Annotated in this window: 23 protein-coding genes and 2 tRNA genes; 18 read left to right on the plus strand and 7 right to left on the minus strand. The window is 53.9% G+C overall.

Features of this window, described 5'->3' with window-relative positions; all coding sequences use genetic code 11:
- Positions 1-213 (plus strand): hypothetical protein (locus ACPGUT_RS11310; protein ID WP_423991427.1); only part of this gene is annotated, 213 nt, incomplete at its 5' end.
- A gap of 166 nt (positions 214-379) precedes the next feature.
- Positions 380-456 (plus strand) — tRNA-Asp (locus ACPGUT_RS11315).
- 300 nt (positions 457-756) lie between these two features.
- On the opposite strand, the gene ACPGUT_RS11320 is transcribed toward ACPGUT_RS11315, so the two are convergent.
- Positions 757-1344, minus strand: a complete 588-nt coding sequence (locus ACPGUT_RS11320) for an SRPBCC family protein (protein ID WP_423991429.1) — start codon at positions 1342-1344, stop codon at positions 757-759.
- Positions 1345-1498: 154 nt separating this feature from the next.
- Between ACPGUT_RS11320 and ACPGUT_RS11325 the strand changes: the two genes are divergently transcribed.
- The 4 genes from ACPGUT_RS11325 (at position 1499) to ACPGUT_RS11340 (ending at position 4303) form a co-directional block, all read left to right on the plus strand.
- On the plus strand, positions 1499-2392 hold the full coding sequence (locus ACPGUT_RS11325) for an AraC family transcriptional regulator N-terminal domain-containing protein (RefSeq protein ID WP_423991431.1): 894 nt from the start codon (positions 1499-1501) through the stop codon (positions 2390-2392).
- A gap of 357 nt (positions 2393-2749) precedes the next feature.
- Positions 2750-3721, plus strand: a complete 972-nt coding sequence (locus ACPGUT_RS11330; RefSeq protein ID WP_423991433.1) for a hypothetical protein — start codon at positions 2750-2752, stop codon at positions 3719-3721.
- 144 nt (positions 3722-3865) lie between these two features.
- Positions 3866-3942 (plus strand) — tRNA-Asp (locus ACPGUT_RS11335).
- A gap of 124 nt (positions 3943-4066) precedes the next feature.
- The gene (locus ACPGUT_RS11340; protein ID WP_423991435.1) at positions 4067-4303 is read left to right on the plus strand and encodes an RND transporter; all 237 of its coding nucleotides are present in this window, start codon (positions 4067-4069) and stop codon (positions 4301-4303) included.
- Position 4304: 1 nt separating this feature from the next.
- Here ACPGUT_RS11340 and ACPGUT_RS11345 read toward each other — a convergent pair whose 3' ends face one another.
- A complete protein-coding gene (locus ACPGUT_RS11345; RefSeq protein ID WP_423991437.1) occupies positions 4305-4799 on the minus strand; it encodes a cupin domain-containing protein in 495 nt (164 codons plus the stop codon).
- Positions 4800-4850: 51 nt separating this feature from the next.
- Complete coding sequence (locus ACPGUT_RS11350) at positions 4851-6239, minus strand: dipeptidase (RefSeq protein ID WP_423991439.1); 1389 nt, start codon at positions 6237-6239, stop codon at positions 4851-4853.
- 144 nt (positions 6240-6383) lie between these two features.
- On the opposite strand from ACPGUT_RS11350, the gene ACPGUT_RS11355 reads away from it, so the two are divergent.
- The 5 genes from ACPGUT_RS11355 to ACPGUT_RS11375 all read left to right on the plus strand — a co-directional run bounded on the left by ACPGUT_RS11355 (position 6384) and on the right by ACPGUT_RS11375 (position 12103).
- A complete protein-coding gene (locus ACPGUT_RS11355; protein ID WP_423991441.1) occupies positions 6384-6992 on the plus strand; it encodes a 5-aminolevulic acid synthase in 609 nt (202 codons plus the stop codon).
- 142 nt (positions 6993-7134) lie between these two features.
- On the plus strand, positions 7135-8358 hold the full coding sequence (gene hemA, locus ACPGUT_RS11360) for a 5-aminolevulinate synthase (protein WP_423991443.1): 1224 nt from the start codon (positions 7135-7137) through the stop codon (positions 8356-8358).
- 144 nt (positions 8359-8502) lie between these two features.
- Positions 8503-9732 (plus strand): helix-turn-helix domain-containing protein, encoded by a 1230-nt coding sequence (locus tag ACPGUT_RS11365; protein WP_423991445.1) that lies wholly within the window; start codon positions 8503-8505, stop codon positions 9730-9732.
- 83 nt (positions 9733-9815) lie between these two features.
- The gene (ispG, locus tag ACPGUT_RS11370) at positions 9816-10943 is read left to right on the plus strand and encodes a flavodoxin-dependent (E)-4-hydroxy-3-methylbut-2-enyl-diphosphate synthase (RefSeq protein WP_423991447.1); all 1128 of its coding nucleotides are present in this window, start codon (positions 9816-9818) and stop codon (positions 10941-10943) included.
- Between the two features lie 158 nt (positions 10944-11101).
- Positions 11102-12103: a TPM domain-containing protein gene (locus ACPGUT_RS11375; protein WP_423991449.1), complete on the plus strand. Its 1002-nt coding sequence runs from the start codon at positions 11102-11104 to the stop codon at positions 12101-12103.
- Positions 12104-12352: 249 nt separating this feature from the next.
- Here ACPGUT_RS11375 and ACPGUT_RS11380 read toward each other — a convergent pair whose 3' ends face one another.
- The 4 genes from ACPGUT_RS11380 to ACPGUT_RS11395 all read right to left on the minus strand — a co-directional run bounded on the left by ACPGUT_RS11380 (position 12353) and on the right by ACPGUT_RS11395 (position 16612).
- Entirely contained in the window at positions 12353-13324 is a 972-nt protein-coding gene (locus ACPGUT_RS11380; protein ID WP_423991451.1) for a hypothetical protein, read from the minus strand.
- A gap of 84 nt (positions 13325-13408) precedes the next feature.
- Positions 13409-14320, minus strand: coding sequence for a hypothetical protein (locus tag ACPGUT_RS11385; protein ID WP_423991453.1), 912 nt, complete (start codon positions 14318-14320; stop codon positions 13409-13411).
- A gap of 154 nt (positions 14321-14474) precedes the next feature.
- Positions 14475-15239, minus strand: coding sequence for a DsbA family protein (locus ACPGUT_RS11390; RefSeq protein WP_423991455.1), 765 nt, complete (start codon positions 15237-15239; stop codon positions 14475-14477).
- A gap of 20 nt (positions 15240-15259) precedes the next feature.
- Complete coding sequence (locus ACPGUT_RS11395) at positions 15260-16612, minus strand: M48 family metalloprotease (protein WP_423991457.1); 1353 nt, start codon at positions 16610-16612, stop codon at positions 15260-15262.
- A gap of 234 nt (positions 16613-16846) precedes the next feature.
- Here ACPGUT_RS11395 and ACPGUT_RS11400 point away from each other — a divergent pair, with 234 nt between their 5' ends.
- The 7 genes from ACPGUT_RS11400 to ACPGUT_RS11430 all read left to right on the plus strand — a co-directional run bounded on the left by ACPGUT_RS11400 (position 16847) and on the right by ACPGUT_RS11430 (position 24746).
- Positions 16847-18124: an N-acetylmuramoyl-L-alanine amidase gene (locus ACPGUT_RS11400; RefSeq protein WP_423991460.1), complete on the plus strand. Its 1278-nt coding sequence runs from the start codon at positions 16847-16849 to the stop codon at positions 18122-18124.
- Positions 18125-18304: 180 nt separating this feature from the next.
- A complete protein-coding gene (locus ACPGUT_RS11405) occupies positions 18305-18667 on the plus strand; it encodes an alpha/beta hydrolase (RefSeq protein ID WP_423991462.1) in 363 nt (120 codons plus the stop codon).
- A 132-nt stretch (positions 18668-18799) separates the two neighbouring features.
- A complete protein-coding gene (locus tag ACPGUT_RS11410) occupies positions 18800-21343 on the plus strand; it encodes a penicillin-binding protein 1A (RefSeq protein WP_423991482.1) in 2544 nt (847 codons plus the stop codon).
- Positions 21344-21451: 108 nt separating this feature from the next.
- Complete coding sequence (gene prfB / locus ACPGUT_RS11415; protein WP_423991464.1) at positions 21452-22579, plus strand: peptide chain release factor 2; 1128 nt, start codon at positions 21452-21454, stop codon at positions 22577-22579.
- A gap of 11 nt (positions 22580-22590) precedes the next feature.
- On the plus strand, positions 22591-22878 hold the full coding sequence (locus ACPGUT_RS11420) for a hypothetical protein (protein WP_423991466.1): 288 nt from the start codon (positions 22591-22593) through the stop codon (positions 22876-22878).
- Positions 22879-22964: 86 nt separating this feature from the next.
- Entirely contained in the window at positions 22965-23777 is an 813-nt protein-coding gene (locus ACPGUT_RS11425; protein ID WP_423991468.1) for a hypothetical protein, read from the plus strand.
- Between the two features lie 165 nt (positions 23778-23942).
- Complete coding sequence (locus ACPGUT_RS11430; protein ID WP_423991470.1) at positions 23943-24746, plus strand: DUF2189 domain-containing protein; 804 nt, start codon at positions 23943-23945, stop codon at positions 24744-24746.
- Positions 24747-24787: the final 41 nt, after the last annotated feature.

Consider the following 24787-nt stretch of genomic DNA (forward strand, 5'->3'; position numbering starts at 1 on the left):
GACTTTGAGGCCGGCACTGACAAGATCGAGGTGAATTTTGCCTGGGACGATACGGTTCCGACTGATGCGCCTGAGATTACCATCGAAGCCAACGCCGAAGATACCGGCGCACATATCAAGGTGAACGGTGTGTCCGTCGCCTTTGTGACCGGTGGTCAAGATCTGGAACCGGGTGATATTGCTGTGAACAATGCAACCTCGGTTGGCACGTAAATTAAGGTTTCGATGGGGGTTACCCATCTTTTGACAGCCCTCTGATACCGCTTGGTTTGCACGTTCAGAGGGAATGCAAAAAAGATTGAAAAAACATGCATGAAGCGCTTGACGCCAGGGCTGGCTGCTTCTAGAAACCGCTCATTCCCAAACGGGAACGCAGTGGGCGGTTGTAGCTCAGTTGGTTAGAGTACCGGCCTGTCACGCCGGGGGTCGCGGGTTCGAGTCCCGTCAACCGCGCCATCACTGCTTAGAAGAGGCCTCCTTTTGGGAGGTCTTTTTCGTTGCGGTGTGGCCCCTACGGAGGCTTGCAATGTTTGGCAGCGAAAGTTGCAGCAGCTTGATTTACCCATATTCTGATAACAGTGAGTGTTCTCAGCCCTTAGCAGTTATTGATCGGTGGTGCCGCGAATGGCAGGAAAGAGCCCAAATCTACAAAAATCATTTGGTGGAGCAGCCAACTTCTTTAAATTGGTGGCAGCTCAACAGACAGCGCGTATTGTGGCATCAGTTTGAGACAAAGCGCGCTGCCAAGATCGACGATCAGTTCTCTACAGCGGCCTTTAGCTCTGCATTGAACAGTTGATACCCCGGAAGAAGCTGTGTCACGAAATTCACGGCATAGGGGTTGTCGACAATCTCATCCGATTGGGTGAACTGCGTTTTATCTCCGCAGGGGCGAACCGCGTAAATATGATTATCGTGCCCGCCGCCAAGATCTGCAGGGAACGGATCCGACCATCCAATTTTTTCGCCGCCTTTGAAGATCAATGTATGCGGAATTTCATTAGAAACCGGATTGCCCGCGTCATCAACGCCAAACAGGAAAGTAACCACCACGCTACCGCCATTTTCAACGTTGCCGGTAATGCCTTGAAGCGTTCCTGTGCTCCAATCTGGCATGGCTTCGAAGTTGGTCAAGGTGGCCCAAACCTCTGCCGGAGCGGCGTCGATCAGTATGGATGTCTCTATCGTGGCATGGGTCGCGCTGATCTGGGTAATGCTACCGTGCATAAGAGAGCCATCGCAGGCCATGTTGTTAGATGTGTCAGCTAACAACGGCGCGCTAAAGGTGGTCGCAAGAAGTGTTGCGACGAGGTGGGTGGAATTTAAAAGGCTAGATCGTGTCATATTCGCTCCTGTGATTTGGTGAATTTAAACCTAGGGGCTAAGCTACATAGCGTCCTGTCCGAAACTCTGAAAAAGATGCCTATTCCTCCAATAGTTTGTATTCTTTCGTGATATCTAACACCACATTTGATAGGAAGGGTTGAGGGAGATAGTTATGTCGCATGAGAAATTGCATCGCCTGTCAGCGCGATACGAAACCTACCAAGGCAATGTTTCAACAGGATATTTGAACGCTGCACATGTTTTTCGGCGCGAAGCCGTTAGCTCATTTGAGGCCGCCATTTACAATCCCTTCATTTGCCTAATTCTACAGGGCAGAAAAGAAATACATATTGGTCAGAAGTCCGTTTCCCTAGTGCCGGGCGATGCATTTTTGGTTAGCCACGACTTGCCCGTCACAGCAAAAATTCTCGAGGCAAGTCCAGAGACACCATATCGTGCATTGGTTTTTTCTTTGGATCTGGGCATCCTGCGTAGCCTTTACGAGCAAGTGGGCGAAGTGATTTCAGAGGAAGCTACTGCCACCGTTTCGACCACAGCCCTCTCGACCACTGCGGCAGACCCCACCTACATTGCGCCCATGATCCGATATCTTGAATTGATGGATTCACCGCTGGACGCGCAGGTGCTTGGTCCGGCGATTGTAAGAGAAATCCACTTTCGTTTGCTCATGTCTCCGATCGGTGGGATGTTGAGGAACCTACTTTCCGTCGATAGCCACGCAAGTCGAATTGCCAAAGCTATTATTCGGATCAGAAACAAATTTCACGAACCGCTCGTTGTGGCCGAACTTGCAAAGATTGCAAGCATGAGCCCGTCATCTTTCCATGAACATTTTAAATCCGTGACAGGCACCACGCCGTTGCAGTACCAAAAAGACCTGCGAATGATCGAGGCGCGTGAGATTCTTATGCGGGGGGCGTGCTCTGTTTCGACTGCGGGATTTGAAGTCGGCTATGAAAGCCCTACACACTTCAGCCGCGATTATTCTCGAAAATTTGGGTGTTCCCCGAAACATCACCTTGCGCAGACTAAAAGCCCCCCCTAACTAGTCCGGCAAAGCTGCCATTCACGGAATAATGCGAAATGGCGCTTTGTCCCGCACATCCATCCTTGGCGCGTATTGCCAGTAATGGCGTTTCCGCGGCCCTTAGCGGATTTAACCTTTCGCCGTCACTGTAGAAAATTCCTGCGGTTGCGAAGCTGTGTGGCCAAAATGATGAAAACGGACAGTCAAAGGCCAATCATGTCTGGCGTCCATGCGAAACCTCACTCGAAGCCTCCTAAAAATTGTGAACGAAGTGTTTATCAGGGGCAGAGAAAAGGTTAAATTATCGGGTGACTGCATTATTGCGAAAATCACAAGGAAAACCTAAGATTTAGGTATCACCCCAAAGGACCTCATTTGTATTTAACCAACGAAGCCGCTCTTCTGTTTTTATGGTATCTGACGCTTGCGATCAGTGGGGCCTTGATCCTTGTGCCGTATTTTTGGCGGCGTGCGAAGCCGCTGGTGTGGATCTTAGGGCTCAATCTCGCGGCGGGTGCCGTGCATATCATCTCCATCCAATTTGGTGAGGTCCGGGAAAGCGTCTTCCTGAATGCCAACCCCGAACATCCAGATATCGTATTTCCTGGCAAGTCCTTGCATATTGTTGCGCCTGGCATCTTTTCAATCGCTTCTTTTGGCTGTCATGCAAGCTACGGATGCGAATTTGCAGGCGCGGAACGAATTTTTGACGGCACATTGGATGTACTGGAAATTGGCACCGATCCTATCCTAAGGTATGAGCTTGCAATACATGAGCCAGACTGTTTCAACGCCCCACGGCGAAAATGGGGAATTGGCGACAGAATACTGTCTGCTGGATTAGGCATTTGTGCCTTAGAACGCGAGGTGGAGAACGTGCAATCGGCCTATGTCTTTCACTCAGAATACCGTCGGATTTCCGGGGACAGCGGGCGTTCCTATGTTCATGCATGGCTGACCCCCAGACATAGCGATGAGGTGTTGGCCGCTTTTGATGGATGGCACACGAATTCCCTATATGAAGAATCTTCTTCAAACTCGCGACGTGGTCCGGGCCCGTTAATTTCGGCTTTGTTGAGGCCAGCTGAAGACCAATCCAATTATGACCCAAGGCCGGAATTCGCATTGTTGGACAGGCACGGGTTTAACGATGCGGCGATGCAGGCCGCGATGGGAAGTGAACGGCAGATGGTGCGTTCTCATGCGTTTTGGTTCGCCTGTACAACGCGTGTGCGGCCGCTCGTGTCTGATAAAACTGCGGCCATCATATCAAATGCGGCAAGTGGATTATTTGAAAACAGGCCTGATCTTACTTATCCGGCGGGCTGTCCTAACTGGCTGCCGTAATGCAGACGGCCGAAGGCGAGGGGCTGGGGGGAGTTGGAAACGGTGCCTGAAAACCGTATGGTGAAGGGGGATCAAAAAACTTTCACAAACCCGCATTTTGTCGCTTGACCCCACCGGGCCGGAACCCTAAACAGCCCCCATAGCGCGGTTGTAGCTCAGTTGGTTAGAGTACCGGCCTGTCACGCCGGGGGTCGCGGGTTCGAGTCCCGTCAACCGCGCCATTTTTGAAAAAGCTCCCTTTTTGGGGGCTTTTTTCATTTTAATCCTTGGATTTTGGTTTTCGGCTGGCTGGCTGCGGCATTGCGCGCGGTGATGCGGGGCAGGGGGTTGTGCCATAAGCGATGCATGACCAGACTTATAAATTTGATTGATCGCCTGCCACTGCTTCATGTGGTGCTTGTGGCTTTTGCCCTTGGCCTTGCCCCGTTTCGCCCCATGCCGCATCTGGTGGAAAAGCTGATGATGCTGAAGGCGGGGGCGCTGACACAGTCGGTTGATATGTTTGATCTCGCGATGCACGGGGTGCCGGTGGTTCTGCTGATCGTGAAATTGGTTCTGAGTCTGCGCAAACCCCTGGCCTGAGCTACTCTTTTGCCTTTGGCGTGTGGGGTGTGGTCAGGTTTGTGATGTCTGTCAGATCCCAAGGCATGCCTGCGTTTCGGAAGATGCGTTTTCCCTGATCCGGGTAATCGGCCACGTCGTGATCCAAGCGCTGCCCAATCACCAGCATCTTTAGGGGGGCTGTGCCTGTGTTGGTCATGGAATGTGCTGCACCATTTTTCGGATGTCCCATGAAATCACCCGGACCGATGGCTTTATATGTATCGCCAATCCGCAGGGTGGCATGGCCCTCCAAGATGTAAATGCATTCGTCTTCGTAATAATGCATATGGTGTTCTGTGCTGTCAGATCCTGGCTGAATTTCGATCAGATGCACGCCAAGCCCGGTCAGCCCACAGATATCGCCCAGAGATTTCTGCAGGCGTTGCGCATTGGGGTTCAGAAAATGTGTTTTCGGCTGACCCGGCATCGCGTCAATCTCTGCAGCCTTCAGCAATATGGGGGTGTCGTCGGTCATGGCTGGTTTCTTTCAAAAAGAAGGGCCGCACGGTGGCGGCCCTTTGTTGGTTTAGTTTTGTGCCAGTTTGTCCAGCATCCGCGCCCAGGACCGGATGCCTTTGTGGAAGCTCTGCACGTTGTATTTCTCATTCGGGCTGTGAATGCGGTCATCGTCATTGGCAAAGCCCATCAGCAGGCTTTCCATGCCCCAGATTGACTTGAAAAAGCCCGCAATCGGGATGGATCCGCCCATGCCGGTAAACACAGCTTCGCGGTCCCATTCATCTGACAATGCCGATTTCGCGGCCACGAATTCCGGGCGGTCAATGTCCATAACGCTGGCTTTGCTGCCCTCTAGATCTTGGTTCCAAGTAATTTTGGCATCCTGGGGCAGGCGGTCTTCCACGTGTTTGCGGATCGCGACGCGCAGCTTGTCCGGGTCCATGTCGCCCACCAAGCGGCAGGTGATTTTGCAATGTGCATCTGCAGGGATCACGGTTTTTGTACCCGCGCCGTTATAGCCGCCCCAAAGGCCGTTGATTTCCAGGGTTGGGCGTGCCCATTGCTGTTCCAGCGCGGAATAGCCTTCTTCGCCGTGCGCTTTGGTCATGCCAGCGAATTCCAGGTATTCTTTTTCGTCAAAGCCACAGTTTTTCCAAGCCGCAAGCTGCTGGCTGGGCACGTCTTCAACGCCTTCATAGAACCCTTCTACAGCCACGCGGCCTGTATCGTCATGGAAGGTTGTGATCAGCTTTGAGATCTCGCGCAGCGGGTTCAGAGCAGGACCACCATAGTGACCGGAATGCAGATCAAGTGCAGGACCCGTGAGGGTGAATTCATCCTTTAGCATGCCACGCAGTTGGCTTGCGATCGACGGCACGCCAGGGGATACCATGCCCGTGTCACAGATCAGGGCGATGTCGCAGGTCAGCTCATCCTTGTTTGCTTCCATGAAAGGCACAAGCGAGGGGGATCCGCTTTCTTCTTCGCCTTCCATAAAGAAGGTGATCTTTACCGGCATATGGCCATGAATTTTCTTATAAGCACGGCAAGCCTCGATAAAGGTCATCAACTGGCCTTTGTCATCACTGGATCCACGCGCACGGATCACGTCACCTTCGGGACGGCTTTCGATGGTCGGTTCAAACGGTGGCACCTCCCAAAGCTCCAGCGGATCCACGGGTTGTACATCGTAATGGCCGTAAAACAGCACATGCGGTGTGCCTTCTGGTGCGTTCGGATCATGGGCAACAACCATCGGATGGCCCGTGGTGGCACGTTTTTCCGCGTCAAAACCGATGGTTTTCAGATCTGCAACCAGCCAGTCAGCCGCCGCGTCGCAATCTGCTTTAAAGGCGGGGTCCGTGGAAATGGACTGGATACGCAGAAGGCCTTTCAGGCGCTCCAGTGCGTCATCAAGGGAATTGTCAATTTCGGCAAGAACAGCATCAAGGCTCATGGCGGGGCTCCGGGTGGGGTAAATGTTGGCGGCACTCTGGCGTGGGTTGTAGAGGATGTCCAGACACACATAAGAACTGGTGCCTGGGGATCAGGTCTGGCAGAACAGGTAAAACCTGACGCAGATCCAGACGGGAGAAAACGAATGACGCGATTTTCAAAGACCACTTTGCTTGCGGGGCTGTCTGTCCTGCTGACCGGCGGTGTTGTTTTGGCGCAAAGCGCGCCTATGGACAGCCGGACCGCACGGGGGCAGCTGTTTGACCGCAACGGCGGGCAGGTTATGGTTTTTGAACAGGATTTCCTGAACGCCCAGCAAATCGCGCAATTGTCTGCGACAGGTGGTGCGATCCCTTATTATGGTGCGGTGGCGATGGCCCCGGATGAAGGCATGTTGTCAGAAACCAATCAGGCCGCAGGAAATCATCATAGCGTTGAAGCTGCGGAAGCAGCGGCTCTGACGGCCTGTAATGCCGCGCGTTCTGGTGGTCGGGCCTGTGTGGTTGTGATGCATTTTCTGCCGGATGACTATGAGGCCGGGCGCGCCATTCAGCTGTCGCAATCCGCAACGGATGCCTTCCGTCAGTTCCGGCGTGGGCGGGGTGAGAAGGCTTTTGCAATTTCGCCATCGTCCGGGTCCTTTGCATTTGAAAAAGGGGATGGGGCAGGGGATGCCGCGATCAGTGCCTGTCGTGTCGGTTCTGGTACTGGAAATGCGGCTGCGACGGATTGTTACACGGCAATTGTTGATTAAATGCTATGTTAAGACTGGATTTATCTGATCTGAATCAAGTATCAGATCAGAAACCCGGACTATGAGTCCGATACAGAGGGATTCTGTCAGGAATCCTGCGCGAACAACCGCCCGTCCACGGGCCGCCAGCCGAGGTGCCATTTTGGATTACTCTGCCAGTATCGACGCAGCGCTGCAAAGCCTGCATGACGAAGGCCGTTACCGGACCTTTATTGATATTGAACGCAAGCGCGGTCATTTCCCGCATGCAACTTGGAGCCACCCGGATGGCTCTGAACGCCCGGTGACTGTCTGGTGTGGCAATGATTATCTTGGCATGGGCCAGAACCCTGTTGTTCTGCAAGCGATGCATGAAGCGATTGATTCAACCGGTGCCGGTTCCGGTGGGACGCGCAATATTTCGGGCACAACGATTTATCACAAGCAGCTGGAAGCCAGTCTTGCGGATCTGCATGGCAAAGAGGCGGCCTTGCTGTTTACCTCTGCCTACATCGCAAATGACGCAACCCTGTCGACCCTGCCAAAGATCTTTCCTGGGCTGATCATCTATTCTGACGCGCTGAACCATGCGTCCATGATTGAAGGCGTGCGCCGCAATGGTGGGGCGAAACGTGTGTTCCGTCACAATGATGTGGCACATCTGCGTGAACTGCTGGAAGCTGACGATCCTGAGATGCCAAAACTGATCGCGTTTGAATCTGTCTATTCCATGGATGGTGATTTTGGCCCGATCGAAGAAATCATCGAACTTGCCGAAGAATTCAACGCGCTGACCTATATCGACGAAGTACACGCCGTTGGCATGTATGGCCCACGCGGTGGGGGTGTGACGGAACGCGACAACCTTGCGCATCGGATCGACATCATCAACGGCACGCTGGCAAAAGCTTACGGCGTTATGGGCGGCTATATCACCGCTAGTGAAAAAATGGTGGATGCTGTGCGTTCCTATGCGCCTGGTTTCATCTTCACGACCTCGCTGGCACCTGCCGTTGCGGCCGGTGCGACAGCGTCGATTGAACATTTGAAGGAAACGCCTGCGCTGCGTGAACAACATCAGACACAGGCGGCAATCCTGAAGCTGCGTCTGAAAGGCCTGGGCCTGCCAATCATTGATAACGGCAGTCATATTGTTCCAGTGCATGTGGGCAATCCCGTGAAATGCAAGATGATTTCCGACATGCTGTTGGAAGATCACGGCATTTACGTGCAGCCGATCAATTTCCCGACAGTTCCCCGTGGCACAGAACGTTTGCGGTTCACGCCTTCACCGGTGCACGGACCGCGCGAAATTGATGCCCTGGTGACGGCAATGGATGGTCTTTGGTCGCATTGTGCGCTGAATCGTGCTGAAATGGCCGGATAATTCCCCCTTTTTGTGAAAAACAATTATTAGTATGCTACACTAAATTAACGACTGTCCGGTACGGGACGAATCGGGTAGTCGTTTGGGGCAACGGGTGTGATCACTTTCGGGTGATCTAAGAATATAAAAACAAGGGGCATTGGGATGATCGGTCGATTCAGATCACCTGTAGAGGCAGAACCGGAAGGGCCGAAGGGCTTTGACGATTTTGATTTGCGCCTTGGCGATATGATGCGCGGTGAACGTGCGACCCTTGGAAAATCCCTCTTGGATGTGCAACGCGAACTGAAGATCAAAGCATCTTACGTTGCGGCCATTGAAAATGCTGATCCATCTGCCTTTGAAACGCCCGGCTTTATTGCCGGTTATGTGCGTTCTTACGCCAGCTATCTGGGCATGGACCCGAATGAAACCTTCGCCCAGTTCTGTGCCGAAAGCGGTTTTGAAACGGCCCATGGCATGTCTGCGGGTGCATCGACGCTGAAAAACAATCGCACCGCCATGGTTCCCGTTATGGCCAGCCGTGATCCCTTTGCGGATCCGAATGCGACCTTTGTGCCGCGTGAAGGCAACGGTTTCAGTGGCTTGCAGCCTGGCGCACTTGGTTCCCTTGCGGTTCTGGCGGCGCTGACCGGTGCAATCGGATTTGGCGCTTGGACTGTATTGCAGGAAATTCAACGGGTTGATCTGGCTGACGAAAGTGGTCTTGATTTCCAGACCGAAGAAATTCTGGCGGCAGGGCATGACCCGTTGGCACGCCGTGAAGCCGGTGAAATTGTTGTTGCAGCGACTGCGGCATCTGATGCGGCGGCATTTGATCGCCTGTATCGCCCAGAAGCGCTTGAGGTGCCTGTGCTGGTGGCCCGTGACGGCCCGATTGCGGCCCTTGATACATCTTCTACCGGCGCTTTTGCCCCGGCTGTGCTTGAAAATGCCTCTGTAATCCCTGATCTGCAGTTGCGTGCGGCTGTTGAGGGGCTAAATGCAGAAACATTGGTTCAGGTGACCGAGGCAGATCTGCCCGCACTTCGCGTCGTTGCCGTGCGCCCGGCTTGGGTGCGTGTACGCGGGGCAGGTGGCACTGTGTTGTTTGAAGGTGTGATGAACGCTGGCGAAGAATATATCCCGCCCCAGACTGAAGAAGCAGCGGTTTTGCGCGTCGGTGAATCTGGTGCGGTTTATTTCGGCCTTGGCAGTGACATCTATGGCCCGGTTGGCCCACGTGGCACGGTGACCTCTGATGTTGCATTGGAAGCCGAAAGCATTTCAACGGCATATACCGTTGCTGACTTGGATTCAGATCAGGATCTGGCCCGTGTGGTGGCCGAAGCTATCGCGCCTGTTGTCCGCGCAGAAACAGAGATCAGCGAATAATCCCAACTGCGCCCTCCGGCCCCATTGCAGCGCTTGCCTTGCAATCGTATATCTGTGCCAGATCATAAGCCGGAGCCATCCCAATGACCCACAATCACATTCGTCCATGGCGCAATATTGAACGCCGTAAATCCCGCCAGATCATGGTGGGGAATGTGCCGGTTGGTGGCGATGCACCGATTGCGGTGCAGACGATGACCAACACTTTGACATCGGATGCGAAGGCGACGATTGAACAGGTGTTGCGCTGTGCCGAAGCAGGGGCTGATATCGTTCGGGTTTCTGTACCGGATGAGGCGTCTTCCGCGGCTTTGAAGGAGATTGTCAAAGAAAGCCCCGTGCCAATTGTCGCGGATATCCATTTCCACTATCGCCGGGGTATCGAAGCCGCCGAAGCAGGTGCAGCTTGTCTGCGCATCAACCCGGGCAATATTGGCAAAGAAGAACGGGTTCGCGAAGTTATTCAGGCCGCGCGGGACAATAATTGTTCTATGCGCATTGGTGTGAACGCGGGATCATTGGAAAAACATCTGCTGGATAAATACGCCGAACCCTGCCCGGATGCGATGGTGGAAAGTGGGCTTGATCACATCAAAATCCTGCAAGACAATGATTTCCACAATTTCAAAATCTCTTTGAAAGCATCCGACGTCTTTATGACCGCAGCGGCCTATCACGCGCTGGCTGATATTACGGACGCGCCCCTGCATCTGGGCGTGACAGAGGCAGGTGGTCTGATGTCAGGGACCGTGAAAAGTGCGATTGGTCTGGGTAATCTGTTGTGGGCCGGGATTGGGGACACGATCCGCATCAGCCTGTCCGCCCCGCCTGAAGAAGAAGTCAAAATGGGCTTTGAGATCCTGAAATCCTTGGGCCTGCGTCATCGCGGCGTGAACATCATTTCCTGCCCATCCTGCGCGCGTCAGGGCTTTGATGTGATCAAAACCGTTGAAACCCTCGAAGAACGTCTGGCCCATATCCACACCCCGATGAGCCTGTCGATCATTGGCTGTGTGGTGAACGGCCCTGGCGAAGCTTTGATGACAGATGTCGGTTTTACCGGCGGCGGGGCTGGTTCTGGCATGGTGTATCTGGCGGGCAAGGTCAGTCACAAACTGAGCAATGATCAAATGGTGGATCATATCGTTGAACAAGTTGAAGATCATGCTGCAAAGGTTGAAGCCGCGAATGCTGTAGACGCTGCCGAATAAGCGGATGCTCAATGGCCCCACCTATCAGACCCGTTAAACCCTCACAGGCACGGTTGAAGATACAGTGATACTTGCCTAAGCTTTCCAGAGGGCGGGATCTAAGGGCGTATCAATTGCAAATATATCGAATTTTCAGCGTTGTTTTATGTTTTCTATACGTGTTTGCGACCCAATCGACGGCTGAAACTGAATACCCGCCCTATAGCAATCTATACGTCAATGACTATGCCGCGATCATTGATCGCCGGGATGAAACCTATATCCATGACGTGCTTGAAGAGTTGCGAACGGAAACCGGAATTGAATTCACGGTACTGACGATACGAAATACCGCATTATATGATCATCACGGCCCGATTGAGCCTTTCGCCACGGGTCTTTTTAACCATTGGGGGATCGGCAATGCCGCCCGTAATGATGGCGTTCTGATGTTGATATCCCGAAATGATCGGAAAATGCGAATCGAAGTCGGATCCGGCTATGGGCGAACCAAAGATCGCCCGATGAAACGGATCATTGATGACATCATCATTCCGGCTTTCAGAAATGACGCCTATTCCCGTGGGATCCGCAGCGGTGTGGATGCCGTGATTTATGATTTGACTGGCCATTACCCAGGGGAATATGACAGCGGGTTGATCGAGAAATCCGTGAACCGTGTAAAACGCCTTGGGGCCTGGCTGTTTGCGCCTTTCGCAGCGATCGCCGGGGGGGCAGGACTTTTGTTCCGGCGCTGGCGACGCAACCGGCCCCGGATCTGCCCGAATGACGGATCACGGATGCAACGTCTTGGCGAATACGAGGATGACGCGCATCTGAAGGATGGGCAGCAAACAGAAGAGCATCTGAAAAGCGTGGATTATGATGTTTGGACATGCGGCCAATGTGATCATGTGACAATCGAATCCTATCGCAGTTGGTTCACACGTTATGGGGCGTGTCGCCGTTGTAACTATCGAACGCTGCAAGGGGATACGACGATACTGAAGCATGCGACCACCAACGCCACGGGCCTGAAGCGCATTGATTACTATTGTAAGAATTGTCAGGCTGACTATTCCGAGACAAAAGTGATCTCGCGCAAAAGTAGTTCTTCTTCTGGCGGATCATCCTTTGGTGGTGGGTCCTCTTCCGGGGGCGGGGCAAGTGGCAGTTTGTGAGGCTGGGCAACGTACGCAGCTGCAGGGGCATGTTTACCCTTTCCGGTGCATAACCATCCCGATCATGATCGATACACGCGGAAGAAATTCCCCGCGTGACCTGCTGGATGAGAGGCCCCTGATACCATAAAGGGGGCGGATCACGGCCTTCCCCCAGGGTTTTACGCGCCCTGGCTCAGATGAAATCCGCACAGGGCGGCGCCGCCATTTATGATGGTTTTACATATCTACCTGCCAGTTTGACCCCAGCTAAACCGCCCGATCCCCATCGGAGCGGCGCTTTGGCGTGTTCCAAATGTGATACAGGTCGATAATGGTTGATGCTTGGGCAACCCAGATTTGAAACTTTCGCATTATGCTGGTTTTCGACGACAGCAAAATTGAATGCCGAAAATAGCCAGAAGACCCTTTGCACACGATGAACAATCGCCCATTGCGGACAATCACACCATGGATCTTTGCGCGATTGGGAAGGGCCTTGAGACTGCGATCAATGTGACGTTCAATGAAGGCTCCGGCTTCAAGGTCTCTGGCATCGCGTTTCGGAAACCAAGCCAGATTGCGACCGTGTTTGACTTTGATGATCGAGGGCATGCCACGCGTGTTTGTCCGTCGCCCTTTCAATCGCATGAGCAGGCGTTTACCCAGCAGATGATGAAGGGGGCGTGCGACGATACTTTTGCTGCCCTTGGGGGCAGGGATCTGAAATATATACCCGTTAAAACCGCGTATACGCTTTTTCTCGCCGTCTTTACGTTTGGTGCGATAGGTATAAAACGCGTCAAAAGAAATCAGTGCACCGCCAATTTTTCCGCTGATGCTTTCATTCACATAGACGGATTCTTTCGCCAATAGGCCGGAATTTAGGACGGAACGCACACGCCCGCGCCCTTTGTTTGAATTCGTATCAAATTCCAAGCCAATAGTGTTACAGATAATGGGCAGGGCCAGGCGCAAGACCCGTTCATTGGCCTGTGTTTTGAAGTGGTTCCGCAAGATCACGAATGCAACGAAACAGATGAATAGAAGGGCCCAAGCCAGTGAGCTCCCGACACTTGCCGCAATCCATGCCAGCACCAGTAAGCCTGCCAAAAAGGCAAACCAACCCCAATAGGATTGCAGAAAATTCTGACGCCACTGAATAAAATTCGCGGCGATGACCGGCAGTTTCTCAAGGGGGTTTTGTCCTGGGGAGGGGCTGGCTTCGTGGGATTTGGACATGGGGGCTCTTTAGCTATATGCCCTTCAACGTGACATAATGAGGCGGAACAGGCAATCAACCACGTTGATCGGAAACGCTAGCGGTTAGTCTTCCAAATCGGTGTTGGGATTGTTGTCATGCCAGATGCTAAAGATATCCAAGGGCAGGGCCGCAGATTCAAGCCATTGCCCAAAAACTTTCACGAGTTTCAGCTTGTTGGTATAAACACCGGGCACTTGGAACATTGGGGTTTCATAACTGGTGACAATCGAAATTTCGCCCTTGTTGCACTCAAAACCCTGGATGGATGCACCTGTTGGCAACGCGTGCCAGGTCTCATTCAGAAGTTGCGTGATGTGTTCGGCAGCCGCATCAAGACCATGTTCAACTCGATAAAACACCGAGAATTCTGTCCCGCTTTTTAAGGTGATCGTGAATTCTGCGCGATGCTTCATCGGCGTCAAGGACAGGCCACGAAAGCTGGCCGCGATCGAACGGCTGATTTTGCCCCGATAGGGGCGTAACAGCATATCCGGCAGATGGTCCGGTGCCGTGAAAGACAATAGGGCACCGCGAAAGGTGGTCTTACGGCGCGTTTTCCCATCGTCTTCATAGGTGGTTGAGGTGGAAAAGCGATCCCAGGTGATAGTGGGATGATTGGGCGGGGATGCGCTGATGCCGTAACGGACATGCAGGTCGTGGCTGGGGAACATGCCAGTGCGGGCGAGACGGTCGAGACGCTTATGTGCCCCCCGCGCGACACTGCTGTATTGCAGGCCAATTGCGTCGCAGATCACCGGCAGGGCTTGGTCGGGGATTTCTGTGTTGGCCTTGCCCGAGGGGTAAATCAAAATCAGCCAGAGTGCGATTGCAGAGAAAAACATCAAAAACTGAAAGAAACCAACGCCATTTAATGCGGGCAGTAAGCTTAGGCACAGGATCGTGACGCAGATTCCGATCCATGTCTGGGCCTTCTTCAGGTAACTGCGGCGCCATTCAATGAAGTTATCTGCCATGACGACAAGCGCGTCTAAGTCAGCTTTCTGAGGCGGGGGGGCGATGGGGGAAGGGGGGGATGCCATGGTACTTGAAACAAAACAAAAAAGGATACATTGACCAGCCACAGCTCAGGCCGCGGCAGGTCATTTTTATGCAGGGCAGATGCGAAGTTTACCCTTCGTCGCGTTGTGCGGCGACGATCTGTTGCATGCCATCCAGCGGCAAGAAACCACGCAAGACGTGGGTGCCGATCACAAAGCTTGGGGTGCCAGAAATTTGCATGCGTTGGCCCAAAAGGCGCGTATCACGGATCACTTGTGTGACATCTTCGCTGTCCATCTGTGCGGCAATCGCGGCCATATCATGGCCGAATTCACCGGCGATGCGGGTTAGGCTGGCTTCATTGACGTTGCCGCGCATGGCCATCAATGCATCTTGCGTCAGTTTATAGGCCTCATCCCCATGCAGTTGCTTCACGGCAATTGCAAAACGGGATGCCAGAACGCTTTCCTCACCCAGGATCGGATATTCTTTCACGATCAGGCGGATGTTTGTGTCATTGTCCATTAGGGATGCAACTTCGGGGTGGGCGCGTTTGCAATACCCACAGCGATAATCAAGGAATTCAACCACGGTGATATCACCATCGGGATTGCCACCTTGCCAGGAAAACCCGTCATTGTGCAGCGCATCCAGATTGGCGGCGACCAGATCGATGTCCTGTGCGGCTTCTTGCTGGGCTTCGCGTTCCTGCAAGATCGCCACGGCATCCATGATAACCTGCGGGTTTTCCAGCAGGTATTCACGCACGGCTTCGCCAAAATCTGCACGTTCAGCATCGGTCATAGCGTTCAGATCAAGCGCCCCTGCAGAGAGAGCGGTGCTGCCTGCCAGCATCAGGCCCAGGGCCGTGGATTTCATGAAGTTACGGATCATATTTGGTCTCTCTCTGAAGATTATTGAGCTGTTCGTAGCATATCTTGCGCGCGGTTCCACCCCTGAGACCCACGGGCAAGCTGATCAGCCGCACGTTGGGCATGGATCTGCGCGTTGCGCAAGTTGCCTGTCAGGGCATAGCGTTCGGCCGTGACAAGGGACGCCATGCCAGGATTACCGGTTTTACTATAGACCACGGCCAGATCGCGCAGCATCCGGGGCTGACGTGGATCACGGCTGTAGGACCGTTCCAGCACACGCTTTGCTTCGCGCAGGCTGCTTTGTGTATCTGCCGCAAGCAAGGCCCGGCCATACCCTGCAAGGATCAGGGGCTGATCCGGCAAAATCTGCGAGGCCCGCCGATAGGACTGAGTTGCAGCAGCTGCATTGCGGCTTTCCAGCAGGATCTGGCCTTTCAGTTCGTGATAATAGGGATCATTTGGACGGGCATTGATCAGGGCATTGATGTTTTCGATGGCTTTGCTGGTGTTGGCCTGGCGGTGCAGGGCAATGGCGCGTTGCAGCAGTACGGTTTCGGTCACCTCATTGCCACGCAGGCGGCGCAGACGTCGTAGGGTCTGGCGGGTGTTTCCTGTGAATGAAGATAGTTTTGCCCGGCTGCGATCAAACCAGTATTGCGCTGCGGGGGTGATGTCTGATCCGCCACTATAGGCCGCTGCGTAACCACGCACCTGACGGCGGCGATCTGCGGACAGTGGGTGGGTGCGGGCGTATGGGTCTTGACGCCCCGCGCTGAGAACTTCCTGCCCATGCAGCAGATCCAACACCCGGACCATAGCTTCTGGATCAACGCCTGCATTGATCATGAAACGTGCGCCGGACTGGTCTGCGGAACTTTCCTCGCCCCGTGTGTGGGCGAACAGCACCCGTTGCGCCGTTCCCGCACTGCCAAGCGCAATGCCGGACGCGGCTTCGGGGCTGCCTGCTGCGGCAACGAAGGCGGACAGCAACAGGCCAAACCCCGCAGCCGTGCGTGAGGAACGCATATTGGCCAGCCTGCGTGAAATATGACCATTGGCGATATGGGCCGCTTCATGGGCGATAACAGCCTGCAGCATGGACGGATCTTCCATCCGGGTGATCAGGCCCGAGTGAATGAAAATATGCCTTGTATCAATGATGAAGGCGTTTAGGGAACGATCATTCAACACGATGATCTTTACCCGTTCCGGAGACAGGCCAGCAGCATTTAGGATGGGGCGGGCCAGTTCCTTCAGAGAGTGTTCCAATTCGGCGTCCCGGATCAGGCTTTGTGCGGAAGCTTCGCTCGTGCCCAGGGCCAATACTGCTGTCGCGCAGAAGGCCATCAGGGGGCGGGTTATGTATCGTCTGAACGTAGATCTGAAACGCATTGCGTATCCCTGTTGCCGGTGTCATCGGGTGCAGTCTGGGCGCTGGCTTTGCAATCTGCAAGCGTATGCCGGGGTGCTGTCGCGATTGTTACATGGATCGGGCGGGATTGCGCCGACATGGGGCAGGGCGAGGCCTGAGACATAATATTCGTCCGCGGGCCTCGGGATCTGGATGACAGGGCGGGGCGGGCTGCCTATAAAGACGCAATCTTATAAAAATAAAGCAGCCCATCTATGATCTCTTTCCTGCGCGCCCTTCGTCCTGTGGCGGTTTGTGTTCCTTGTCTTCGCGGCATTGCCGGTGCTGTGATGCTGTGCGTGCTCTCTGTGCAAATCGTTGCCGCACAAGGAAATTTCACCGCACAGGCCAGAGTTCTGCCCGGGCAGACCCAAGTGGTGAAAACTCGGACTGGTGGCCTTCACCTGCAAATTGGTCTTTCGCGCGGGGTGCCATTTCAGGTTTATACTCTTCAGGATCCGATGCGTCTTGTGATGGATTTCAGCGAAGTCACCTGGCGTGATCTGGATGAAAGCGCCTTTCTGGCTTTGCCCCAGATCAACAGCCTGCGTGCAGGGCCATTGCAACCCGGCTGGACCCGGTTGGTTTTGGGACTGGATAGCCCGCTTGGCGTGCAGGAAGCCTTTCTTCAGATCGATGAAACCAGCCAAGAAGCGCGCCTGGTTCTAAAGGCGGAACCTGTGTCTGAACAGGTTTTTGCCGATGGGGCAGGCAGGCCCGAGACCACCGGTGCTGCGCGCAACAGCATCACGGCACCAGGCGAGATCATCACACGTCAGCAAGGGGACCGCAGTCTGGTTGTTGTGCTTGATCCTGGGCATGGTGGTGTGGATCCTGGGGCGCAACGCGAAGGTCTGAACGAAGCCGACCTGATGCTTGATTTTGCCCGCGCCCTGCGGGAAGAACTGGTGCGATCCGGTGGTTTTGACGTTGTGTTGACCCGCAATGACAATAGTTTCGTGTCGTTGGAACGCCGGGTGACCATCGCCCGTGCCGCCCGCGCTGATCTGTTTCTATCGCTGCACGCCGACACGGTTTCAGAAGGCCGCGCGACGGGAACCACGATATATACCCTGTCTGACGAAGCCACTGATCAGGCCTCGGCTTTGCTGGCGGAACGTCATGACCGCGAAGACCTGTTGGCCGGGGTGGATCTGTCACATCACGATGATCAGGTGGCGATGGTTCTGATGGATCTGGCCCGTCGCGAAACCGCGCCGCGCAGCCTGCGCCTGGGGCAGCGTCTGGTGGATCAGATCAGTCAGGGTGTGGGCCATCTTTACAAACGCCCCCATCAGGCGGCGGGATTTTCAGTTCTGAAAGCGCCGGATATTCCATCGGTTCTGATTGAGCTGGGCTTCATGAACAATCCCCGTGATCTTGCGCGCATTCAATCTGCTGAATGGGAGGCAAAGATGACCCGCGCCATTCGTCGGGCATTGGAAACATGGGCGCTTGAAGATGCCGCCGAGGCCCAGCTTTTGCGGCAATAATTTACATAAGAAATCTCATTTAATGCATTGTTATAAATGGTATATATTTCAATTTTATAATTGAATTTGTCCATTTAAATTTTTCTCTTTATCCAGAATGTACCTGTTTCTGGCTGAGGAATTTTACATGTCTGCGATCCTTATTATTCTTGCTGTTTTTGATTTTATTGCCGGGGGGATTTGGTTGATCCTGCGGATGCGGTGCTGGCGTTTTCACCACAAACCGATGTGACGCTGCAAAGCCCGTCACTGCTAAAACGTCTGATTTTTGCATTTATGATGCACCAAGGCCGCCCTGATGATCCGTGCCTTTCCCCGTTACACGGGGATCTGTCACAGCTTCCGCCTGTCCTGATCCAGACCTCTGATCATGATATGTTCGAAGATGATTGTGTTAGGTTTATCAACAAGATGAACGCTTTTGATAGCATGGGAACCCTGCAGATTTGGCCCGGAATGTTGTATGTCTGGCAAGCCTTTGACACGCCGGAAGGCAACGCAGCCCTTGTGGATGGCGCGCATTTCCTGCAACGCCACAGCTGAAAGCGGCAGATCACAGCCGAAGCGTTTTGACGCGTTGGGCTGTGACGCCTATGTTGCGCGGATAAGAATCGCGGTTTTGTGTTACGATGCCGCGCGGAAACGCAGATGCCAGAGCAGGCCGGAGCAAAACCATTGATCGCTTTCATCTCAAGAACCCTTGGCGGATTATTTAGCTTTATCACCGTCGGGATCTTTGTGGCCATGCTTGGCCTTGCCGCTATTTTTGTGATGTATGGGCGCGATCTGCCCAATCACGAACAACTGGCCCAATATACGCCCCCAACCATCAGCCGGATTTATTCCGGTGAAGGGCGGATCATGGATGAATTTGCCCGCGAACGCCGTCTGTTCGCGCCTGCGGATGAAATCCCTGATCTGGTGAAACAGGCGTTTATCTCTGCGGAAGATAAGAACTTTTACAATCACGCCGGTTTTGATGCCATGGGGATCTTGGCTGCGGTGCGTGATGCGGCGCGGGGCGGGCGCGTGCGTGGTGCGTCAACCATTACACAGCAGGTGATGAAGAACTTCCTTCTGGGGGGGGAACGCCGTCTGGAACGCAAAATCAAAGAAATCATCCTGGCCGCCCGGATTGAAGGCACGCTGGATAAAGAGGCGATCCTTGAACTGTATCTGAATGAAATTTTCCTGGGACAAAACTCCTATGGTGTTTCTGCGGCTGCACAGACCTATTTCAACAAAACCCTGTCAGAACTGAACCTAGAAGAGGTGGCTTATCTGGCTGCCTTGCCAAAGGGGCCGTCAAATTATCATCCGGTACGCGAATATGAACGCGCGGTGACACGACGCAACTTTGTGCTGAAGGAAATGTATGAAAACGGCTATGTCAGCCATGCCGCCTATGAAGAAGCAGTGAACTCCCCTCTGCGGTCTGTGCAGAACGGTGATTTCCCGGCCTTCCGCAATTCCCTGCCACCACGAGATTACTTCACCGACGAAATCCGCCGTCAGCTTTCTGAGGACTTCGGCGAAGAGGAATTCTTCACCGGTGGTCTGGCTGTGCGTGCGACGGTGGATCCGGAACTTCAGCCTGTGGCAGCGGCGTCTTTGCGTAAAGCACTTGAAGATTACGACCGAAATCAGGGGGTTTGGCGCGGTACAGGGCTGACAATCGAAGCGGATCAGTTGGGCGATGAAGAAACCTGGCGTGCGGCCCTGAATGACATCCAGATCGCCCGTGACATTGATCGCTGGCATGCGGCTGTGGTGCTGGAAGTCAGCAGCACACATGCGCGTCTTGGGATTGAAGGCGTTGAAGAAGACAGTGACGGTCACTGGATTGCGCCCAAAGACGTCACCTGGGCGCGCAAACGTCTGGAAGACGGCAGTCTGGCCCGCCGGGCCCGCAATGCCGGGGATCTTCTGGAGGTGGGCGATGTGGTGCATGTACGCGCCATGACCAGTGACAGTGACGGCAGTTTCATCCGCTGGACCCTACGCCAAGTGCCTGAAGTGCAGGGCGGTTTTATGGCGATGGATGTGAATACGGGTCGTGTGATCGCAATGCAGGGTGGGTTTTCCTACCAGTCATCCGTGTTTAACCGCGCAACACAGGCCCAGCGTCAGCCGGGTTCCAGCTTTAAACCGTTTGTTTATGCCGCAGCGCTGGACAGTGGGTTTACCCCGGCCACCATCGTGATCGATGCGCCGATTGAGGTGAACACAGGTGCCGGGATTTGGCGCCCACAAAACGCCAGTAAGCAATTCTATGGCCCGACACCTTTGCGCACCGGGATTGAACGATCACGGAACCTGATGACCGTACGTCTGGCCCAAGAAATTGGCATGGATGTTGTGGGCGGTTATGCGGAACGCTTTGGTGTGTATGACCGTATGAACCCGTTTTTATCCAACTCCCTTGGGGCGCAGGAAACGACATTGTTTAAGATCGTGTCTGCCTATGCGATGTTCGCCAATGGCGGTGAACGGGTTGAACCGACCCTTGTAGACCGCGTGCAAGACCGCTGGGGTCGTACGATTTATCGTCACGACCAACGTCAATGTGTGGATTGTAAGGATGAAATTATCACGCCCGGTTATGGCCCGCGGATCACATCCAACCGGGAACGGGTGATGGATGCGATTACTGCTTATCAGCTGACCTCTATGATGCGGGGCGTTGTTCAGCGCGGCACAGCCAAAGGACAAATCACTTTGAACGTGCCAGTCGCAGGTAAAACCGGGACAACCAATGATGCGCGTGATGTGTGGTTTGTGGGCTTTACCTCCAACATCGTTGCAGGCTGTTACATCGGCCATGACCGTCCGCGTCCACTGGGACGTGGGGTATATGGTGCCAATACATGTGGCCCTGTGTTCAACCGGTTCATGCTGGAAGCGACTGAAAAATATGGTGGCGGTGCTTTTGATGTGCCTGAAGGTGGTCATTTCATCAAGATCGACCGTTTTTCTGGCGCGCGCCTTGCCAATGATGCCTCTGGTGAGAATGTTGTTGCGGAATATTTCCGTGACGGGGAAGAACCGGTCTTTGGCCTTGGCGCAACTATTGACGGTGGTTTTGCGATGGGGGCGAACCTGCCGCTGTTCCGTGAAGCACAGCAGAACGTGCAGACAGTGACCACATCCACGGGCAATACGGTGACGCTGGAACGCAATACAAACAGTTTCGATCTGCTGGACGGCGGCGAATACTGACAAACATCGTGAAATTCACAGTTTCAGGCAGTATCCGGGGCCCGGGTGCTTGCCGAGCGGGCGGGGCGTTGTTATCACCCCTGCAACACAAGATCAGGGGAATGCGATATGCGCGCCGAAGCACAGAACTGGGTTGAAGCCATCGAGAAATCCGTGGCCCTGCTGAAACAGCGCCTTGATTGGGAAACTGCCCCACATCGCCTGGAGGAATTCAACGCCCGTGTTGAAGATCCGACCCTTTGGGATAACCCGGAAAACGCCCAGAAGTTGATGCGTGAACGTCAGATGCTGGTGGATGCGCTGGACACCTGTAAAGGCATCGCGCAGGACATGACTGATAACATCGAGCTGATTGAACTTGGCGAGATGGAAGAGGACGAAGAGGTTATCAAAGATGCGGAAGATGCGCTGAAAGCTCTTGTCGACAAAGCGGCGGAAAAAGAGTTGGAAGCGCTGCTGGACGGCGAAGCTGACAGCAATGATACTTTCCTTGAGATCAATTCGGGCGCGGGTGGTACGGAAAGCTGTGACTGGGCGTCTATGCTGGCGCGGATGTATGTTCGCTGGGCCGAGAAGAAGGGCTATAAGGTTGAACTGCAAGCCGAAAGCGCCGGTGAAGAAGCGGGTATCAAATCTGCATCTTACAAGATTTCTGGGCACAACGCTTATGGCTGGCTGAAGTCTGAATCCGGCGTGCACCGTCTGGTGCGAATTTCGCCGTTTGATTCCGCCGCTAAGCGCCACACATCCTTTACTTCGGTCAAAGTCTATCCGGTTGTGGATGACAACATCGAGATCGAAGTAAACCCTGCTGACATCCGGATCGACACCTATCGGTCGTCCGGGGCCGGGGGGCAGCACGTGAACACCACCGATTCCGCCGTGCGGATCACCCACGCGCCAACAGGTATCGTGACCACCAGTTCTGAGAAGTCACAACACCAGAACCGTGATATCGCCATGAAAGCCCTGAAATCGCGCCTGTATCAGATGGAGCTGGACAAACGGTCAGCTCTTGTCAACGAGGTGCATGAAAACGCCGGTGACGCAGGCTGGGGCAACCAGATCAGATCCTATGTGCTGCAGCCTTACCAGATGGTGAAAGACCTGCGCACGAACTATGAAACCTCTGACACCAAAGGTGTGCTGGACGGGGATTTGGATGGGCTTATGGCGGCAACACTTGCCTTGGATGTCGCAGGCAAAAGCCGCAGCGAAGCCCAGGGCGAAGAGTAAACTGCCCGGGTATGTCGGCGACACTACAAAAGATCTACAAGGCCGCTCTTCTGGCGGATCGCGGAGATCTGGTTGGGGCCGCATTGTCGATTGGTGAAACTATTCTGACTGCACGTGCAGAGCGCGATGATTATGGTCTGTGTGAAGCGCTCTTTTTTCAGTCTGACCTTTATGAGCAGGTCGGGCAGATTGGAGACGCCATAGACTGCCTGGAAGAAGTACTCCATTTAGAAGAGTTTGATTTTGCTGCACAAATAATCAAAGCCCAAGGGCGTATTCTGGAGTTGCGCAGTTTTTAGAAAGGATTGTGTGACCTGGCAGCCTTTACTTTTATGCCTCCGGCGGGGAATTTTTGCTGAAAAGAAAGCAAAAGGGTTTGAAGAGTATGTTGTTCAGAGGTTTGATTTCAGCGATTGGCTTTATAGTGGCTGTGCCAGCGGCGGCCGAGGTTTCTCTGTCGCAGTTTCTGGGGCCACATGGCTGTGCGATTGGTCCGTCAACTGAGGCAGCTGCGCTTGGGGCTGGGTATAGTCAGGCCGGGATTGATGATTTGAAAATTGTGCCAGAGGGGATTGTTTCAGGCCAATGGGTCTTTTTGCCTGAACCTATCTGTCAGATCGAACTGCCGCAGGTGGTCAGTGAGATTTCCATGGATGATCCCGAAGTTCTGGCGGCAACTTCGGCACCGGATGCTTATGCGCAATATGGTGATCCGGGGTGTTTTCTGGATGGAGAAAAGCTGCGCAATTTTCTCATCTTGGGGCGGGGATGGGACCGTGAGCAGATGTTCCGGGAATATGTACGTTTTCTGGCGGCGGGTCTTATGAGTGGAGAGTTGCGGTTTTATTCGGATGCCCCTTTACGCACACCGCCCGGATTTCAGATGCTTTCCGGAGCTTGTGCGGAAGTGACCGGCACGGATGCCATGGCGGAAAACCATAACCTTCTGACCGATCTCTTCGTGCCCTTCCTTCAGGCCGCGGGGAAGTCGGAGGAAGCTGCCAACTGCGCAGAGGGGGATGTTTTTGGCACCCAGAGTTGGGAAGTGATTGAGCAACTGAGTGCAGGCCGCAATACCAATGCGCATCTGGCCTTTGAAATGCAACTGATCACGATTGGCGCGGGCTGGTACGATGGCATGTCATCCGCAGCACGTGGCACGCCGCGTCCGCCGCTTTGTGGTGTATATCAGGAATAGACGTTTTTTGTGACGTATGGTTCCTGCGCCCGCCTGCGACAAAATGCTGGCGCGGCATTCTGTCACTTGCTAGCGTGATACTACAATAACAGCAGCGGGTGGACCAGGCGGCAAGAGGGCGCCAGAGGACACGCGCGAAACCGCTGCACGACAGGAAGGCAACCCATGGCAGAGAACACTGTGCCAGAGGCATCTCCGCGGCCGGATATAGCGGAAATTAGTATTTCAACCCTGAAAACGGCCATGGGACGTGGCTTTGCTGATTTTCGCAAGGCCCCGGCGTTTGGCCTATTTTTCGGCGCGATCTATATGGTTGCGGGGTGGATTATGACGTGGATCACCATGGTGACCGGGCAAAGTTACTGGCTGGTTCTGGCGGTGTTTGGTTTTCCTTTGATCGGCCCGTTTGCGGCGATCGGCCTGTATGAAGTCAGCCACCGGATCGAAGCCGGACTGCCGCTGGAATGGCGCGAAGTGCTGGGGGTGATCTGGCGTCAAAAAGATCGCCAAATCCCGTCGGTTTGCGCGATTGTGATCTTCATCTTTCTGTTCTGGTTCTTCATCGCCCATATGATTTTCGCGCTGTTTCTGGGCACGATGTCCTTGGTGGATGTTTCAGATATCGCCTTCTTTGGTACGGGGAGTGGCTTGATCATGCTGTTGTTTGGCACGCTTGTTGGCGCGGCCTTGTCGTTCTTTCTATATTCAATCACGGTTATGACCCTGCCGATGCTGTTGGATCTTGAGATGGACTATATCACCGCGATGATCCTATCTGTGCAGACAGTGGCTGCGAACTTTGGGGTGATGATGTTCTGGGCTGTGCTGGTGGGTGTTTTGACACTGATTGGTATGCTGTCAGGTTTTGTCGGATTGCTGTTGGTTCTGCCCATCCTTGGACATGGATCCTGGCATCTTTATCGTCTGACGATGGTTCCTGTGACACGGCGCAAACGCACGCGGGAATGATGCAGTGACATCGGTTTCAGGTGAACTCTGAATACAAAAAA

The sequence above is a fragment of the Halocynthiibacter sp. genome (genome assembly GCF_049608145.1).
Classification (GTDB): Bacteria; Pseudomonadota; Alphaproteobacteria; order Rhodobacterales; family Rhodobacteraceae; genus Halocynthiibacter.